This is a genomic window from Actinoplanes sp. NPDC051537 (genome assembly GCF_055586105.1).
The window spans coordinates 298,794-313,185 of sequence record NZ_JBVJIU010000009.1; the positions used below are offsets into that span (position 1 = coordinate 298,794).

The 14,392-nt window shown below is 72.6% G+C and carries 15 protein-coding genes; 7 read left to right on the forward strand and 8 right to left on the reverse strand.

Annotated elements, in window-relative coordinates:
- The first annotated feature begins 88 nt into the window (after window positions 1–88).
- On the forward strand, window positions 89–886 hold the full coding sequence (locus ACZ6TB_RS23795) for a glycosyltransferase family 2 protein (RefSeq protein WP_465557037.1): 798 nt from the start codon (window positions 89–91) through the stop codon (window positions 884–886).
- Window positions 883–1,605 (forward strand): polysaccharide deacetylase family protein, encoded by a 723-nt coding sequence (locus tag ACZ6TB_RS23800; protein WP_465557039.1) that lies wholly within the window; start codon window positions 883–885, stop codon window positions 1,603–1,605. The genes ACZ6TB_RS23795 and ACZ6TB_RS23800 overlap by 4 nt, the downstream gene beginning before the upstream one ends.
- A 61-nt stretch (window positions 1,606–1,666) precedes the next feature.
- Here the strand turns inward: ACZ6TB_RS23800 and ACZ6TB_RS23805 are convergent, their stop codons facing one another.
- Together ACZ6TB_RS23805 and folE are read right to left on the reverse strand one after the other, a co-directional pair.
- Complete coding sequence (locus ACZ6TB_RS23805) at window positions 1,667–2,755, reverse strand: hypothetical protein (RefSeq protein WP_465557041.1); 1,089 nt, start codon at window positions 2,753–2,755, stop codon at window positions 1,667–1,669.
- Window positions 2,756–2,783: 28 nt separating this feature from the next.
- The gene (gene folE, locus ACZ6TB_RS23810) at window positions 2,784–3,383 is read right to left on the reverse strand and encodes a GTP cyclohydrolase I FolE (protein WP_465557043.1); all 600 of its coding nucleotides are present in this window, start codon (window positions 3,381–3,383) and stop codon (window positions 2,784–2,786) included.
- A 98-nt stretch (window positions 3,384–3,481) separates the two neighbouring features.
- On the opposite strand from folE, the gene ACZ6TB_RS23815 reads away from it, so the two are divergent.
- Window positions 3,482–4,129: a helix-turn-helix transcriptional regulator gene (locus tag ACZ6TB_RS23815; RefSeq protein ID WP_465557045.1), complete on the forward strand. Its 648-nt coding sequence runs from the start codon at window positions 3,482–3,484 to the stop codon at window positions 4,127–4,129.
- Here ACZ6TB_RS23815 and ACZ6TB_RS23820 read toward each other — a convergent pair.
- Together ACZ6TB_RS23820 and ACZ6TB_RS23825 are read right to left on the reverse strand one after the other, a co-directional pair.
- Window positions 4,124–4,471, reverse strand: a complete 348-nt coding sequence (locus ACZ6TB_RS23820) for a hypothetical protein (protein WP_465557047.1) — start codon at window positions 4,469–4,471, stop codon at window positions 4,124–4,126. The two genes, ACZ6TB_RS23815 and ACZ6TB_RS23820, sit on opposite strands and share 6 nt — an antisense overlap.
- Before the next feature lie 9 nt (window positions 4,472–4,480).
- Window positions 4,481–5,629, reverse strand: coding sequence for a hypothetical protein (locus ACZ6TB_RS23825; RefSeq protein ID WP_465557049.1), 1,149 nt, complete (start codon window positions 5,627–5,629; stop codon window positions 4,481–4,483).
- A gap of 104 nt (window positions 5,630–5,733) precedes the next feature.
- Here ACZ6TB_RS23825 and ACZ6TB_RS23830 point away from each other — a divergent pair, with 104 nt between their 5' ends.
- The 4 genes from ACZ6TB_RS23830 to ACZ6TB_RS23845 all read left to right on the forward strand — a co-directional run bounded on the left by ACZ6TB_RS23830 (window position 5,734) and on the right by ACZ6TB_RS23845 (window position 11,385).
- Complete coding sequence (locus ACZ6TB_RS23830) at window positions 5,734–8,373, forward strand: putative bifunctional diguanylate cyclase/phosphodiesterase (protein ID WP_465557051.1); 2,640 nt, start codon at window positions 5,734–5,736, stop codon at window positions 8,371–8,373.
- 70 nt (window positions 8,374–8,443) lie between these two features.
- Window positions 8,444–9,622 (forward strand): FIST signal transduction protein, encoded by a 1,179-nt coding sequence (locus tag ACZ6TB_RS23835; protein WP_465557053.1) that lies wholly within the window; start codon window positions 8,444–8,446, stop codon window positions 9,620–9,622.
- Between the two features lies 1 nt (window position 9,623).
- Window positions 9,624–11,129: a diguanylate cyclase domain-containing protein gene (locus ACZ6TB_RS23840; protein ID WP_465557055.1), complete on the forward strand. Its 1,506-nt coding sequence runs from the start codon at window positions 9,624–9,626 to the stop codon at window positions 11,127–11,129.
- A 61-nt stretch (window positions 11,130–11,190) separates the two neighbouring features.
- Window positions 11,191–11,385 (forward strand): helix-turn-helix domain-containing protein, encoded by a 195-nt coding sequence (locus tag ACZ6TB_RS23845; RefSeq protein WP_465557057.1) that lies wholly within the window; start codon window positions 11,191–11,193, stop codon window positions 11,383–11,385.
- Window positions 11,386–11,394: 9 nt separating this feature from the next.
- Here ACZ6TB_RS23845 and ACZ6TB_RS23850 read toward each other — a convergent pair whose 3' ends face one another.
- Genes ACZ6TB_RS23850 through ACZ6TB_RS23865 form a run of 4 tightly spaced genes read right to left on the reverse strand, consistent with a single transcriptional unit; the run spans window position 11,395 to window position 14,318 of the window.
- Window positions 11,395–12,015 (reverse strand): dihydrofolate reductase family protein, encoded by a 621-nt coding sequence (locus tag ACZ6TB_RS23850; protein WP_465557058.1) that lies wholly within the window; start codon window positions 12,013–12,015, stop codon window positions 11,395–11,397.
- Window positions 12,015–12,524, reverse strand: a complete 510-nt coding sequence (locus tag ACZ6TB_RS23855; protein ID WP_465557060.1) for an SRPBCC family protein — start codon at window positions 12,522–12,524, stop codon at window positions 12,015–12,017. The genes ACZ6TB_RS23850 and ACZ6TB_RS23855 overlap by 1 nt, the downstream gene beginning before the upstream one ends.
- Window positions 12,525–12,527: 3 nt before the next feature.
- Window positions 12,528–12,869, reverse strand: a complete 342-nt coding sequence (locus ACZ6TB_RS23860) for an ArsR/SmtB family transcription factor (RefSeq protein ID WP_465557062.1) — start codon at window positions 12,867–12,869, stop codon at window positions 12,528–12,530.
- Between the two features lie 33 nt (window positions 12,870–12,902).
- The gene (locus ACZ6TB_RS23865) at window positions 12,903–14,318 is read right to left on the reverse strand and encodes a polysaccharide deacetylase family protein (RefSeq protein ID WP_465557064.1); all 1,416 of its coding nucleotides are present in this window, start codon (window positions 14,316–14,318) and stop codon (window positions 12,903–12,905) included.
- Window positions 14,319–14,392: the final 74 nt, after the last annotated feature.

The window sequence follows — 14,392 nt, forward strand, 5'->3', positions numbered from 1 at the left end:
GCTCCGACCCTAGCGGGCAAAAATCAGGGGCCGTCTAGGGGTGATCATGGATGGTTCTCGGAGCGGCCGGGGACCGACGCTGATGGCCATGACATACCGGTTCAGCGTCGTCATCCCGTGCTACAACGAGGCGGCTTACATAGCCGAGGCGATCATCTCGCTTCAGAATCAGGACTTCCCCGGCCCGTACGAGATCCTGGTCGTCGACAACAACTGCAGCGACAACACCGCCGAGATCGCCCGGGAGCTGGGCGTCCGCGTGGTGAGCGAGCCGGCCCCGGGGGTCTGCAACGCCCGCCAGGCCGGCACCGCGGCGAGCACCGGCGAGATCGTCGTCTCGGCCGACGCCGACACCACGTACGCCAAGGACTGGCTCTCGACGATCGACCGCCACTTCCGGGAGTCCGACGATGTAGTGGCGGTGGTCGGGCCGTGCCGATACCAGGACGGCCCGCGCTGGGGTCGCGTCTTCGCCCGCTCGCTGTTCGGCGCCGTGCACGCGGTCTACCGCGCGACCGGCCGGACCCTGTACGTGTCGGCCACCAACATCGCCTTCCGCCGCGACCGCTGGACCGGCTACGACACGAAGATGACGCAGGGCGGGGACGAGCTCGACCTGCTGCGCCGGATGCGCCGGGAGGGCCGCGTGATCTACGACCACGCCAACCCGACCTACACCTCGGGCCGGCGCTTCAACCGCGGGTTCTTCTACAACGTGGTCGTATGCCTGTTCGTCTACTACCTGTCGGCGTATCTGCTGAACCGGGTCACCGGCAAACGGCTGATCGGCTCCGCCCCGGCCTTCCGCGAGACCGGCCCGCGGCCGAAGGCGGGCGCCGCGGTCAGCTACGTGCACCCGCTGCCCGTCCCGGCGAGCGTCCAGTGATCGCGATCGGTCTCGTCGCGGCACCGGCGGTGGCGTACGCGCTGTACATGCTGTTCATGCTCCCGCAGTCGCAGGTGTTCGGCCGCTATCCCTACCGGGCCGCGCCCGAGGACCGCGTCGTCGCGCTGACGTTCGACGACGGGCCCAATGAGCCGTACACCTCCGAGATCGCCGATTTTCTCGAAAGCCGCGGCATCCGGGGCACGTTCTTCCAGGTGGGCCGCTGCGTGCGGCGCTATCCGGCGACCACCGACCGGATCGCCGCCGCGGGTCACGTGATCGGGAACCACTCGCTGACGCACCGGTTCAGCACGTATCTGCGCCCGGGCGCCTTCCGGCGCGAGGTCGGCCAGACCCAGCTGGTGCTGCGCGAACGGCTGGGCCGCTCCCCCGCCCTGGCCCGCACGCCGTGGCTGTTCCGCCAGCCGGCCCTGCTGCGCATGCTGCGGCGCGAGCGGCTGGAGCCGGTGGCGGGCGTCTTCGGACATCCGCTGGAGGTCTTCCACCGCGACGGGGCCGCGATGGCCCGGCGCGCGATCGCGAAGACCCGGCCGGGCACGATCCTGATCTTCCACGACGGGTTCGACGGCCGGGTCGGCGACCGCAGCCAGACGGTCAAGGCGGTGCGGCTCACCGTCGACGGCCTGCTCGAGCGCGGCTATCGCTTCGTCACCGTGGACGAGCTGCTGGGGGTGCCGGCCTACCGGGAGGCGGCCTGACGGCCACCCGGCGGCGACATGGACCTGCTCATGCCGGCGGCCGGGCGGCCGTTTCCGGGTGTCAGCTCCCGAGCAGGGTCAGGGTGCGGTTCGCGTACGCGCTCAGTTCGAAGCGGTACCCGATCGCCCAGACCGAGCCCGGACCGGCCGCGGCGGCGCCGGTGAGGAACGGGTTCGACGAGGCCGGCGTGGTTTCCCGGGTCCAGGACGTGCCGTTGAAGTGCAGGATCAGCGGGTCGCCGCCGGAGCGGCCGACCGCCACGACGGACGACGCCGACAGGGCCACCACATCGTTGAGCTGACCGCCGCCCGCGAGAGCCGGCGTGGCCACCTGGCGCCAGGACGTGCCGTCGAAGTGCGCGACGTAGGGCTGGGCGCCCGAGGTCGACCCGACGGCCCACACGTCGGTGGGGGTCCGCGCGTCGACGCCGGTCAGCGCGGTGCCGGTCGGCGCCGGCAGTTTCGCCGCGAGCCAGCCGGCGCCGGTCCAGTGCAGGGCCAGCGGCGCGCTCACGTTCGCGGTGACGGCCGAGCCGACGGCCCAGGCGTCGGCCGGGCCGGTGGCGTCGACGGCCGCGAGACTTTCGTACGCCGCCACGGTCGGCGCCGCGGAAAGGCGCCAGGTCCCGGCCGTGCGTTGCAGGATCAGCTTCTTCCGGTTGATGGCCGAGCTCGGGTCGACGTAGTTGCCGACCGCCCAGACCGTGCCGCCCGCCGCCGCGACGCCGTAGACGTTGTTCATGCCGGCCGGGTTGCCGTCCGGGGTGGGTTCCCGCGTCCAGGCCGTCCCGTTCCAGTGGGCCGCCAGGGTGTCGGAGCGGCCGATGCCGGAGCGGTGCTCACCGACCGCCCAGACGTCGCCGGCCGCGACCGCGTCGACGCCGCGGAGCGTGTCGTCGCCGGGCAGGCCGGTGCGCGGGACCGAGCGCCAGGCCGTCCCGTCGTAGCGGAGGGCCAGGCCGTGGAAGCTGCCGCCGGTCGGGGGATAGACCACTCCCACCGCCCAGACGTCGGTCGCGCCGGACGAGTCGGCGCCGTACAGGTAGTTGTCGCCGGGCACCTCGCTGGGGCTGGCGACGGTGGTCCATCCGAAGGCCGGGGCCGGGCTGCCGATCAGCAGCACGGCGCCGATGGTGGAGAAGATGCGCATGAGGTTGACCTCCTTGTCGTTCTCCCGTTCAGCCGGCGCCCAGGCCGGTCAGCGCGAAGAACTCGGCCCGCGAGCGGGCGTCGTCGCGGAGCGTGCCGAGCAGCGTGGACGTCACCGTCCGCGCGCCGATGGCCTGGACGCCGCGCAAGCTCATGCACAGGTGCTCGGCCTCGATCACCACGCCCACGCCCCGCGGGCGCAGGTGGGTGCAGAGCCAGTCGGCCACCTGTTTGGTCAGGCGTTCCTGCACCTGGGTGCGGCGGGCGAAGAGCTCGACCACCCGGGCCAGCTTGGACAGCCCGAGGATGCGATCGCCGGGCAGGTAGCCGACGTGGGCGACGCCGATGAACGGCAGCAGGTGGTGCTCGCAGACCGAGCGCACCGGGATCGACCGGGCCAGCACGAGCTCGTCGTATCCCTCGTCGTTGTCGAACGTGGTGAGCGCGAACTCTCGCGGGGTCAGCAACTCGGCGTACGCCTTGGCCATCCGCATGGGTGTCCCGTCCAGGCCGGGCGCTCCCAGGTCCACGCCGACCGCGGTCAGGAACGCCTCGGCCGCGCGCTCGGCGGCGAGCAGGTCACGTTCCGTCCGGACCGGGTACACACGTTCCGCCGCCGTCGCCGTCATCGCGCCTCCATTTTTACCAGTGCATGTTTGCGTTAATGAGCAGCCTGCGCTTCGCGACGGATAATTTCAATAGCCGCGGTTGGTGATAATGTGGCGGCATGGACGATCGGTGGAACGCCGTCACGGCCCTCTCCGAGCCGTCGCGGCGCGCGCTGTACGACTACGTCCGCCGCCAGGACCACCCGGTCGGCCGGGAGGAGGCGGCGGAGGCCACCGCGATGTCCCGCGCGCTGGCCGCGTTCCACCTGGACAAGCTGGTCGAGGTCGGCCTGCTGGCGGCCCGCTACGAGGCGCCCGCCGGCCAGGCGCGCGGCCGGGGCCGGGCGCCCAAGGTCTACGAGCCGACCGGCGACGGCCTGGCGGTGACCATTCCCGAGCGGCGCTACGAGCTGATCGCCGACATCCTGGCCGAGGCGGTGGCCGGGGGCGAGCAGCCGGCCGCCGAGGCCGCCGCCCGCCTGGCCTACCGCCGCGGGCGCGACCTGTCGGTGGTGGTGCCGCCGGGACCCGACGTGATCGGCGCGCTGGCCGCCCTCGGCTTCGAGCCGAGGTCCGACCCCGGCGCGGTCACGCTGCACAACTGCCCGTTCCACGCGCTGGCCGCCCGGCACACCGCGCTCGTCTGCGGCCTCAACCACGCGTTCCTGTCCGGCCTGGTCGACGGCCTCGGCGTGACCGACTCGGCGCCGGTGCTGGCCCCGCACGCGGGCCGTTGCTGCGTGGAGCTGCGCTCCCGGGTGTTATGAGCCGGCGTACCAGGACTGCGTGCGCAGCCAGGTCAGATACTCGTCGTAGAGCAGGGCCAGCCCTTCCGGCCGAGACCGCCGATCGAGGAACTCGTCGAGCAGGTCGAAGAGCAGGGGCACCGGATCGGCGTCGCCGGCCAGGCGCCGGATCAGGCCCGGCCAGGTCAGGTTGTGGCCGTCGGCCAGGCGTGTGATGAGCATTTCGCGGAAGCCGGTGAGCAGCTGCCCGTCCCGCGCGGTGTCCATGCCCGCGACGAAGGCGCAGTGCTGCCCGAACGACCCGTCCAGCCCGTACAGGGCGGGGCGGGCCCGGATGGCCGCGAACAGCTCCCGCGTCTCCACCACCCGGGATCAGGCGTTGTTCGCGGTGGTCAGGCGGGTCTCGCCGGCCGGCAGCGGCGGGCAGCCGGGAGCGCCCGGGTCGGTCGCGCCGGACGGGTGGAGATACCAGGTGGGCAGGGCCGCCGCGCTGCCGATCAGGTAGGTGCCGAGATCGTTGTCGGTGAACCGGTTGTGGTACGACGAGCACTGGCCCGTGGCGACGTCCACCTCCTCGAGGTAGTGCGCCGCCGGCGGCGTCGACGAGCGCACGAAATCGTTCCGGCCGAAGACGTTCGCGTCGAACGTGTTGTAGTTGCTGGCGTCGCGGACCTTCACCGGGTCGCTGCTGACGCCGGTCACGTTGTTGCCGGTGAACTGGTTGCGCGAGCTCTTGTGCGTGACGTAGATGGCGTGGATGTAGCTGTTCTCGCTGTTGCGCAGGTCGGTGAAGTGGTTGTTGGCGATCCGGTTGCCGGACGACTCGGTCAGGACGATGCCGCCGTACCCGCACCGCGGCCAGTCGGCGTCGCCGCAGGCGCCCCCGGTGTAGGCGTTGCCGAGCGACGTGAAGACCATGCCGAACACGGTGTTCCCGTCGAGGCCCCGGGCCGAGGGCAGGCCCGGCCCCGAGGACGGGCTGTAGCCGCCGCCGCACGACCCGGCCGAGCCGTCGAGCGAGATGCCGCCGGACGCGTAGTTCTGCACCTGGAGGTAGTAGAACCGCAGGCCGGATACGCCACCGCCGGCGAGCGGCGCGCCGGTCGCGCCCGGGCACGCGTAGAACCAGTAGCCGGCGATGTACCGGTTGGAGCCGGCGGCCCGGGCGTTCTGGAAGACCGGACGGGCGGCGATCGACGAGGCGCCGCCGCCGATCTCGTAATCGTCGGGCAGGAACGAGATCGTGTGGCCCGGCCGGTACGCCTGCCAGGTCGTCCCCTGCGTCACGTAGGTGCCCGCGTGGATCCGCACCTCGACGTCCTGGTCGGCCGGTCCGGCCGCGACCAGCTGTTCGACCCGCTCGAGCGTCCGCACCGCGGCGGCCGGGTCAGCGCCCGACGCCGTGTCGGCGCCGGTCGCGTTCATGTAGATCGTCTGGGTGCCCGCCGCCGCGGCCGGCGCGGCCGGGAGAACGGCGGTCAGGCAGAGGCCGGCGCCCACCGCCGCGAGCCAGGACTTCATGATCGTTCCCCCCGTGGGTCGTTCGCTCAGCCGTGCGGCGCGCGTGCCGATCAGAGTCAGGGTAAGCGAAGTTGATGACGCGCGCTCCGGGGTAGGTTTCGCGATTGTCCATCGATGAGCGTCACGCCGCGCACGAGCGCGCGACGCCGGAGCTCGCCGGGTTTCGGCGGGTCGAGGAGGCCGCGCGGCTGATCGGCGGCGGGCGCGGCGTGCGGCTGCGCACGGTGCGCGTCTACGCCGCCTGGGTGGCGCTGCTCTTCCTCGTCCGGCTGTTCGTGCCGTCGGCGGCGGCGGTCGTCTACGGGCCGGCCATCGTCTCCACGATCGCGGCCATGGTCGTCGGCATCGTGCGCAACCGCCCGCGCCGGCGGCTGCCCTGGGTGCTGTTCGCCGCCACGTACGCGTCGTTCGCCCTCGGCTCGGTCGTGCAGCTGACCAACGGCGACGGGTTCCCGTCCTCGGCCGACGTGATCTTCCTCGGCGCCTACGTGCCGCTGATGCTGGCCGGGCTGACCGTTCTGACCCGCTCCGGCGCGGCGATCCTCGACCGGGCGAGCACGCTCGACGCGGTCATCGTCACCGTCGGCGCCGCGTTCCTCTCCTGGACCTTCCTGATCCAGCCGTTCCTGAGCCACGCCGACCTGCCGCCGCCGGCCAAGCTGGTCTCGATCGCCTACCCGCTGACCGACCTGCTGGTGCTGGCCCTGCTCGCCCGGCTCAGCCTGGGCGCCGTCCGCACGCTCAGCGGCACCCTGCTGATCGTCTCCGGCGTCACGATGCTGAGCGGCGACACGCTCTACGGGCTGATGCGGCTCAACAGCGGCTTCGCGTTCGGCGGGCCGGCCGACCTGTTCTGGCTGCTGTTCTTCCTGAACGGCGGGCTGGCCGTCCTGCACCCGTCGATGGCCCGGCTGACCGAGCCGCGAGTGCTCACCCGCACCCAGGTCTCGCTGCGGCGCCGGTTGCTGACCGTCGCCTCGCTGCTGGCCCCGGCCGCGCTGCTGATCCAGGCGCTGCGCGGACCGGTGCACGACGGCGTGGTGATCGCCGCGGTGTCGGCGGTGCTGAGCCTGCTCGTGCTCGCCCGCATGTCGGCGGTCGCGGCCAGCCTGCGCCAATCCCTGGCCCGCGAGCGCGAGCTGCGCCAGGCCTGCGAGGCGCTGCTGCTGTGTGCCGACATCGGCGCGGTGACCACGGTGCTGCGGGACGCGGTCGGCCGGCTGCTGCCGCCCGGCGCCGGGCACCGGACCGAGCTGCTGCTCGGCGCGCACGGGCCGTTCCCGGCCCCGATGGAGCTGGAATCCGACCCGGCCGGCGGCTCCGGGCTGACCCTGCGCTGCCCGCTCGGGGTGGGCGACCAGCGGATCGGCGACCTGCTGGTGGGCGGCGACGACGTGAGCCTCATCGAGCTCCAGCAGTCGCTGCCGGTGCTCGCCGGGCAGGCGGCCACGATGATCGACCGGATCCGCCTCAACCGCGACCCGCTCACCGGGCTCGGCAACCGGCTGCGCTTCACCGACGACGTGGCCGCCGTCCAGCCCGGCCGGCTCGGCGCCGTGCTGGTCCTCAACGTCGACGACTTCCGGGCGATCAACGACACGATGGGCCACGAGGCCGGCGACGGCCTGCTGGTCGCGCTCGGCCGGCGGCTCACCGAGCTGGTCGGCGCCGGCGGCCGGGTGTCGCGGCTGGGCGCGGACGAGTTCGGCGTGGTCGTGCCCGACGCCGGGGACGTCGAGGCGGTCGACCGGCTGGCCGAGCGGATCGTCGCCGCCCCCGGCGACGGCTTCCGGGTCGGCGACGGCCTGGTGAAGGCGCGCCTGCGGCTCGGCGTGGCGACCACCCTCGACGCCGGCCGGGCGCAGGAGCTGGTCGGGCAGGCGGACGTCGCCCTGGACAGCGCCCGCAGCGCCGGCGAACCGCGGTGGCGGCGCTACGACGCGGCCCTGCACGACCAGGTCATCGACGAGATGCAGCTGCGCACGGAACTGCCCGGGGCCCTGGCCGACGACGCCTTCCGGCTGTATTACCAGCCGATCGTGGAACTGCGCTCCGGGCGTACGGTCGGATTCGAAGCTCTCTCGCGATGGCCGCACCCGACCCGCGGCATGGTGTCCCCCGCGGTTTTCATCCCCCTCGCCGAGGAATCCGGCCTGATCGTCGAGCTCGGCGCGTGGGTGCTGCACACCGCCGTGCGTGAGGCCGCCTCCTGGGCGCGCCTCAGCCCGCAGAGCGCGCCGTACGTGAGCGTGAACGTCTCGGTCCGGCAGTTCCACACGCCGGGCTTCGTGGCGCGCGTGCACGACGAGCTGGCGAGCAGCGGCCTGCCCCCGGACCGTCTCACCCTGGAGATCACCGAGAGCCTGCTGGTCGGCGAGCAGGACCAGATCCATGCCGACATCGCGGGCCTGCGGGCGGCCGGGATCAGGGTGTCCATCGACGACTTCGGCACCGGCTACTCGTCGCTGAGCTACCTGCACCGGGTGCCGGTCGACACGCTGAAGCTCGACAAGTCGTTCGTCGACACCATCACCACCTCGCCCCAGCAGCACGACCTCGTGCGCGGCATCCTCCAGATGGCGGCCACGCTGTCGCTCGCCGTGGTCGCCGAGGGCGTGGAGACCGAGGAGGAGCACCGCCTGCTCACGGAGGCGGGATGCGCGTACGGGCAAGGATTCCTGTTCGCCCGGCCGATGGCCGAAAACGAAGCCCGGGCGCGCGTACGGGCGGAAGCCGATCGCTGAGAAAGCGCTCAAGCCGATGGCCGGCCTGCCGATGGAGACCCTTGACGTGCTGTTTCTGGAGGTGACGGGCATGACCGCAGGTACGCTCGGCCGGCGCTGGATGGGTGTCGGACGGTCGCAGGACCCGGACGGCCGCACCGCGGCGATCGCGGCCGCGACGGAGGCGGTGACCGGCGAGGAGCCGAAGCTGCTGCTCGTGTTCAGCGCCATCACCCAGGATCCGGCGGCGGTGCTGGCCGGCATCCGCGAGGTGGCGCCCGGCGTGCCGGTCGTCGGCTGCACCACGCATGGCGAGATCGGTCCCGGCGGGCCCACCGACGGCGCCGTGCTGGTCACGGCCATCGGCGGGCCGGGGATCAGCGTCTCCGCGACGGTCGCCGAGGGCGTGGCGGGCCGTCAGCGCGAGGCCGGCGCCGAGGTCGCGCGCTGTGCCGAGCCGCTGGCCGGCCAACACCATCGGGTCCTGCTCGTGCTCACCGACGGGTTCACCCGCGATCAGGAGGAGATCCTGCGCGGCGCGTACGGGGTTCTGGGCGCCACCGTTCCGCTGTTCGGTGGCGCGTCCGCGGACGGCTGGCGGATGAGCGGCTCCTACCTGTTCGGCGACGACCGCGTGCTGACCGACGCCGTCGTCGCCGTCACCATCGCGTCGGAGGCGCCGCTGTCGGTCGGCGTACGGCACGGGTACCGTCCCGTCGGCGACGCCATGATCGTCACGATGAGCGAGGGCGGCCGGATCCACACCCTCGACGACCGGCCGGCGCTGGACACCTACCTCGACCGGCTCGGCGCGCCCGCCGAGGCGTACACCGACCCCGAGGCGTTCCGGGACTTCGCGCTCGCCCACCCGCTCGGGGTGCAGCGCCGCAGCGGCGTCGAGGCCCGCAACCTCAGCACCGAGATCGACCTGGAGGGACGCACCCTCGGCGGCGGCTCCGCCATCGACCACGGCGCGCTGACCTGGCCGCTGACCGGCGACGAGCAGTCGATCCTGGCCGCCACCGAGGACGCGTGCCGGTCCGCGATCGACGGCCTCGGCGGCCAGGCCCCGATCGGGCTGCTGACCTTCAGCTGCGCCGCGCTGCGCGCCACCCTCGGCGAGGACGGAATCCGGCGCGAGGGGGCGACGCTCGCGAAGTGCGCCGACGGGGTCCCGTATGCGGGCTTCTACACGTACGGCGAAATCGCCCGCACCCGCGGCATCGACGGCTTCCACAACCAGACCCTGGTTGTGCTGGCGGTTGCATGACATGACACAACCGGCAGCGGAGTCGCTCCAGGTCCAGCAGCTTCTGGAACTGCTCGCGGTGATGACGTCGGTGTTCGACGAGCGCTCGGCCGTCGAGCGAGCCGTCGAGCGAGCCGCCCAGGCGCTGGAGGCCGAGGTCAGCGCCGTCATGGTCGACGGCGAGGTGGCCGCGGCGGTGGGCTTCCCGGCCGGCCGGGCCCCCGCCGCCGACCTCTGGGCGGTGGCCCGGGGCGAGCGGGACTGGATCGACGTGCCCGGGCTCGACCGCTGCCGGGCCTTCTCGGCGGCGTGGTCGGGCACCCATCCCGGGCACCTGATCATCGCCCGCTGGGGCGAGGACCAGTTCACCGCGGCTGAGCGCAGCCTCGTCCGCGGGATGGCCCGCCTGCTCGAGCTGTCCCTGACCATGGTGCGCACCGTGCACGCCGAGCAGGCCCTGCGCGAGCGCAGCGAGCACCAGGCACGCGAGAACGCCCTGCTGGCCGAGTCGCTGCGGGAGCAGCAGCGGCTGATGCGGCACGTGTCGGACATCCAGCGGGCCATCTCCCGCCGTGATCCGCTCCAGCAGATCCTCGAGATGATCACGTCGGCCGCCGCCGACCTGCTGGGCGACGAGATCGTCGGGCTCTGGGTCCGCGACCCGGAGGCCCCGGACCGGGCGCGGCTGCTGTCCGCCCTCGGCCTGCCCGCCACCCAGCTGCCCGCCCTCCCCCTCACCGAGGTCGGCGCCGTCGGCATCGCGATGCGCACCGACGACGTGGCCACCGCGACCGGCTACGACGGCACCTCGCGGGTGATCCACGAGCTCACCGGCGGCCGGCTGCGGGCGTCGATGGCGGCGCCGGTGCGCGAGAACGGCGAGGTGGTGGGTGGCCTGCTCATCGCCTCGTACAGCGACAAGCGGGTGTACGCGGCCCACGACCGGCAGACGCTGGGCGCCTTCGCCGAGAACGTCAGCCTCGCGCTGACCGACGCGCACACGCTGGACCGCGTCAACCGCGCCGTGCACGACGCCCTGACCGGGCTCGCGAGCCGGGGCCTGTTCCTCGATCGCCTCCGCGATCACCTGGGACAACGCCGACCGGCCGCGCTGCTGTTCATCGACCTTGACCGCTTCAAGCCGATCAACGACGAGCTCGGCCACGCCGCCGGCGACGAACTGCTGGTCAGCGTCGCCGCCCGGATCACGTCGCTGCTGCGCGCCACCGACGTCGCCGGGCGCCTGGGCGGCGACGAGTTCGCGGTCATGCTCGGCGACGCCACCACCCTGGACCAGGCGGCGGTGGTCGCCGAACGGCTGGTGTTCGAGATCGGCCTGCCGGTGGCCGTCGCCGGCCGGGCGGTGTCGGTCGGGGCCAGCATCGGGATCGCCCTCTCCGCGGGGGCGACCGACCCGACCGACCTCATGCACCGCGCCGACATCGCCATGTACCACGCGAAACGCGGCGGGCGTGCCCGGTACGTCGCGTTCACGCCCGATCTGCTGAGCGAGTTCGCGAACCGGTAGCGCCGGCCCGGCCGGTGTTACGTTGCCGGCGCCGCGTGCCGTGCGGCGAGCGGTGGAGGCGATGCGGGCGCATCCCGAGCGGCCGTTCACCGTCGCCGCGCTCGCCGAGATCACCGGGGTCAGCACGCGCGCCCTGCAGGCGGGATTCCGGCAGCACGTCGGCATCACCCCGATGGCGTACCTGCGTCAGGTGCGGCTGGCCCGCGCGCACGACGACCTGCGCGCCGCCGACCCCGGCCGAACGGTGAACGGCTGACCGGCACGGCTATCGGGGGCGCACCGCGTAGGTCAGGTGCGTCACCCGCGCCGACGGTTCCGCGCGCACCGGCTGCAGCGCGACCCGGGACGCGTCCACGCCCTCGAACAGGCGGACCCCCGTGCCGAACAGCACCGGCGACAGCGCGATCGAGAACTCGTCGACCAGGCCGGCGTTCAGGTACTGCAGGATCGTCGCGCCGCCGCCGGCGATCCGGACGTCGCGGTCGCCGGCGGCCTCCCGGGCCAGGTCGAGCGCGGGCTCGATGCCGTCGTTGACGAAGTGGAACGTGGTCCCGCCCGGCCGCTCCCAGGGGTCACGCTTCTCGTGCGTCACGACGAAGACCGGCGTGTGGAACGGCGCCTCCTCCGGCCACGCCGGCTCGCCCGCGTCGAACATGCGCTTGCCCATCACGCTCGCGCCGGTGCGCTCGAACGTCGCCCGCAGGATGTCGTTGTCGCGGCCCTCCTCGCCGCCCCCGCCGAGCTTCAGGTTCTCCCGGAAGAACCGCTGCGGGAAGACCCACGCCTGCAGCTCGACCCACTGCTTCCCCATCAGCTCCCCGAGCGACTCGGGCGCGATGAAACCGTCCAGCGACATCGACACGCTGAAGAACACCTGGCCGGCCATCAGCCCTCCGCACCCTTCCGAACGACGAGCTCGGCGACGTACGCCGCCAGGTTGCCCAGGGTCTGCCGGCCGCCCTCGATCGCGTGGTACTTCTCGACCGCGTCGTCGCGCAGCTGCCGGGTCGGGAACACCGTGCGCATCACGATCCGGGTCGCCGCGCCATCGGGCTCGAACGTCAGGACCGACGTGAAGGAGTCCGGGTCGTCGCGGAACTCACCGTGCCGCAGCGCGATCCGCGCCGGCGGGTCGATCTCGGTCCAGGTGATCCACTCGGGGTAGTCCGTCCCGTCCGGCCCGTGCATCACGAACTCCCACTCCGCGCCGACCTGGAACGCGAACGACCGCGTGGTCGTGCTGAACCCCTCCGGCCCCCACCACCGCGACAGGTGCCGCACCTCGGTGAACGCCTCGAACACCAGCTCGCGGGGGGCGTCGATGACGCGGGAGATCACGATCTCCCGGTCGGCCGTCGCCGGCTCCGCCCCCGTTTCCTGCCGTGCCCCGGTCATCGGTCAGTCCTCCTGCCGTGTCTGCTTGAGCTCCTGCACGTAGGTGTCCAGCCGGTCGAAGCTCTCGTTCCAGAACCGCTCGAACCCGCCGACCCACTCGTGGATCGGCCGCAGCCCGCGGGCGTCCAGGCCGTAGAGGCGCTGCTTGCCCGCCCCGCGAACCCGCACCAGCCCGACCTCCCGGAGCACCCGCAAATGCTTCGACGCCCCCGGCAGGCTCATCCCCAGCTGCTGGGCCAGGTCGGTCACCGGCCGCTCGCCCGCGCGCAGCAGCGCCAGGATGTCCCGGCGCTGCGGCTCGGCGATCGCGTTGAACGTGTCCGACGTCGTCGCTGCTCGTGCCATGCCCGCCACAATATTTTCCCATATGGGAAAGTGTCAAGAGCCGACGGTCACCGAGCGCATCACGTCACCCAGGGTCATGACGCGCACGCCGGACTTGCCGGCGACGTAGTCGACCAGCGCGCCATGGGTGGCCGTCGCGAACTGGGTCGACGTGGCCGGGGCGGCGACGATGTCGTGGCAACAGAACACGAGCAGGCCACCGTGGGCGGCGACGCCGTCCACCCGGGCCTGGAGGGTGGTCAGCGAGGTGGTGTTGTCGAGGGTGTAGCAACGGATCGCGTACGGGTCGGCCGGCGGCATCGTCTCGGCGCTGGTGGCCGTGCTGGTCATGGCGCGCGCGTAGGCCAGCCCGTCGCGGGCCATCTGCCGCTGCACCGCCGCGTTGTAGCGGCCCAGCGGATAGCAGTGCCCGACGAACCCGTCGGTCAGGTCGTTGCCGATCAACCACTGCACGGTGTCGGCGATGTCGGCGTCCAGCTCGGCCGCGGACAACGGGTTGCTGCCGTACGCGACGCCGGTCGCGGCGTTAGTAGCCGCGGCGAATCCGCGGTTGTGGTCGCTCGCCGTCATCGCGTGCGGGCCGACCTCCCAGCCCGACCAGCGCCGCATCTGCTGCAGCTGGACCGTGGTCAGGTAGGTGCCGTTGCCCCCGTCGCCGGCCTGCACGTTGGAGACGATCGTGTACGCGGTGCCGGGCCAGCCGTACTTGTCCAGGTCACGCTTGGCGATCGAGTACTGGGCGCCGTACGAGTCGTCGTAGGTGAAGCACACGATCCCGCCCGCGGCGACCGGCCGGCGCTCGATCACCTGCATGGCCTGGAGCCGCACCTGGCAGGTGGCGCCGCTCGCGGACGTGGCCCGGATGCGCAGCGAGTCGACGGCGGCGAGGTTCGGGCTGCCGGTGACGATCGCCGACTGCCAGGGCAGGGTCACCCACTTCCACTCGCCATCTTTGAGCCAGCGTACGGACGGATCGGGCGTCTCGGACTGGATGTAGATGATGCCGAAGTTGGCCGCCATCCCGTCCGACGACACGTACACGTTCAGCCCCTGCAGGTAGTCGACGCCGTCGACCCGGATCAGCGCCCGGAGCTGCTTGGTGCCGGAGAGGTTCAGCGACAGGCCGGTCCGGGTGAGCGTCGACGCGACGCCGTCGGTTCGGGTGGTGATCGAGGCGCATTGGCTGCCCAGCGCGTACGTCGTCGTGTCGTTGAGGTTGGCGGCGCTGGTGCCGGCCGCCTGCCAGCCGTGGCCCGCCTGCATCGACGTCACGTGGGTCACCACGCGCGGGTTGACCGGGTTCGAACCGGCGAACGCGCCGGTCGGGTCGCCGGCCAGGAGGGCTTTCACGGTGCCGGCGCGGGCCGTAGCCAGGCCGGCGCCGGCGGGAAGCGAAAGGCCGGCAACCGCGCCGGCGGTCAAGGCGGTACGTCGACTGATCGGAGTCACGGGGCCTCCAGCGTCTTGGTGTTCCGCTATGCCTCCATGGAAGTCGGCCCGTCCCGCCCGGTCACGTGACAGAA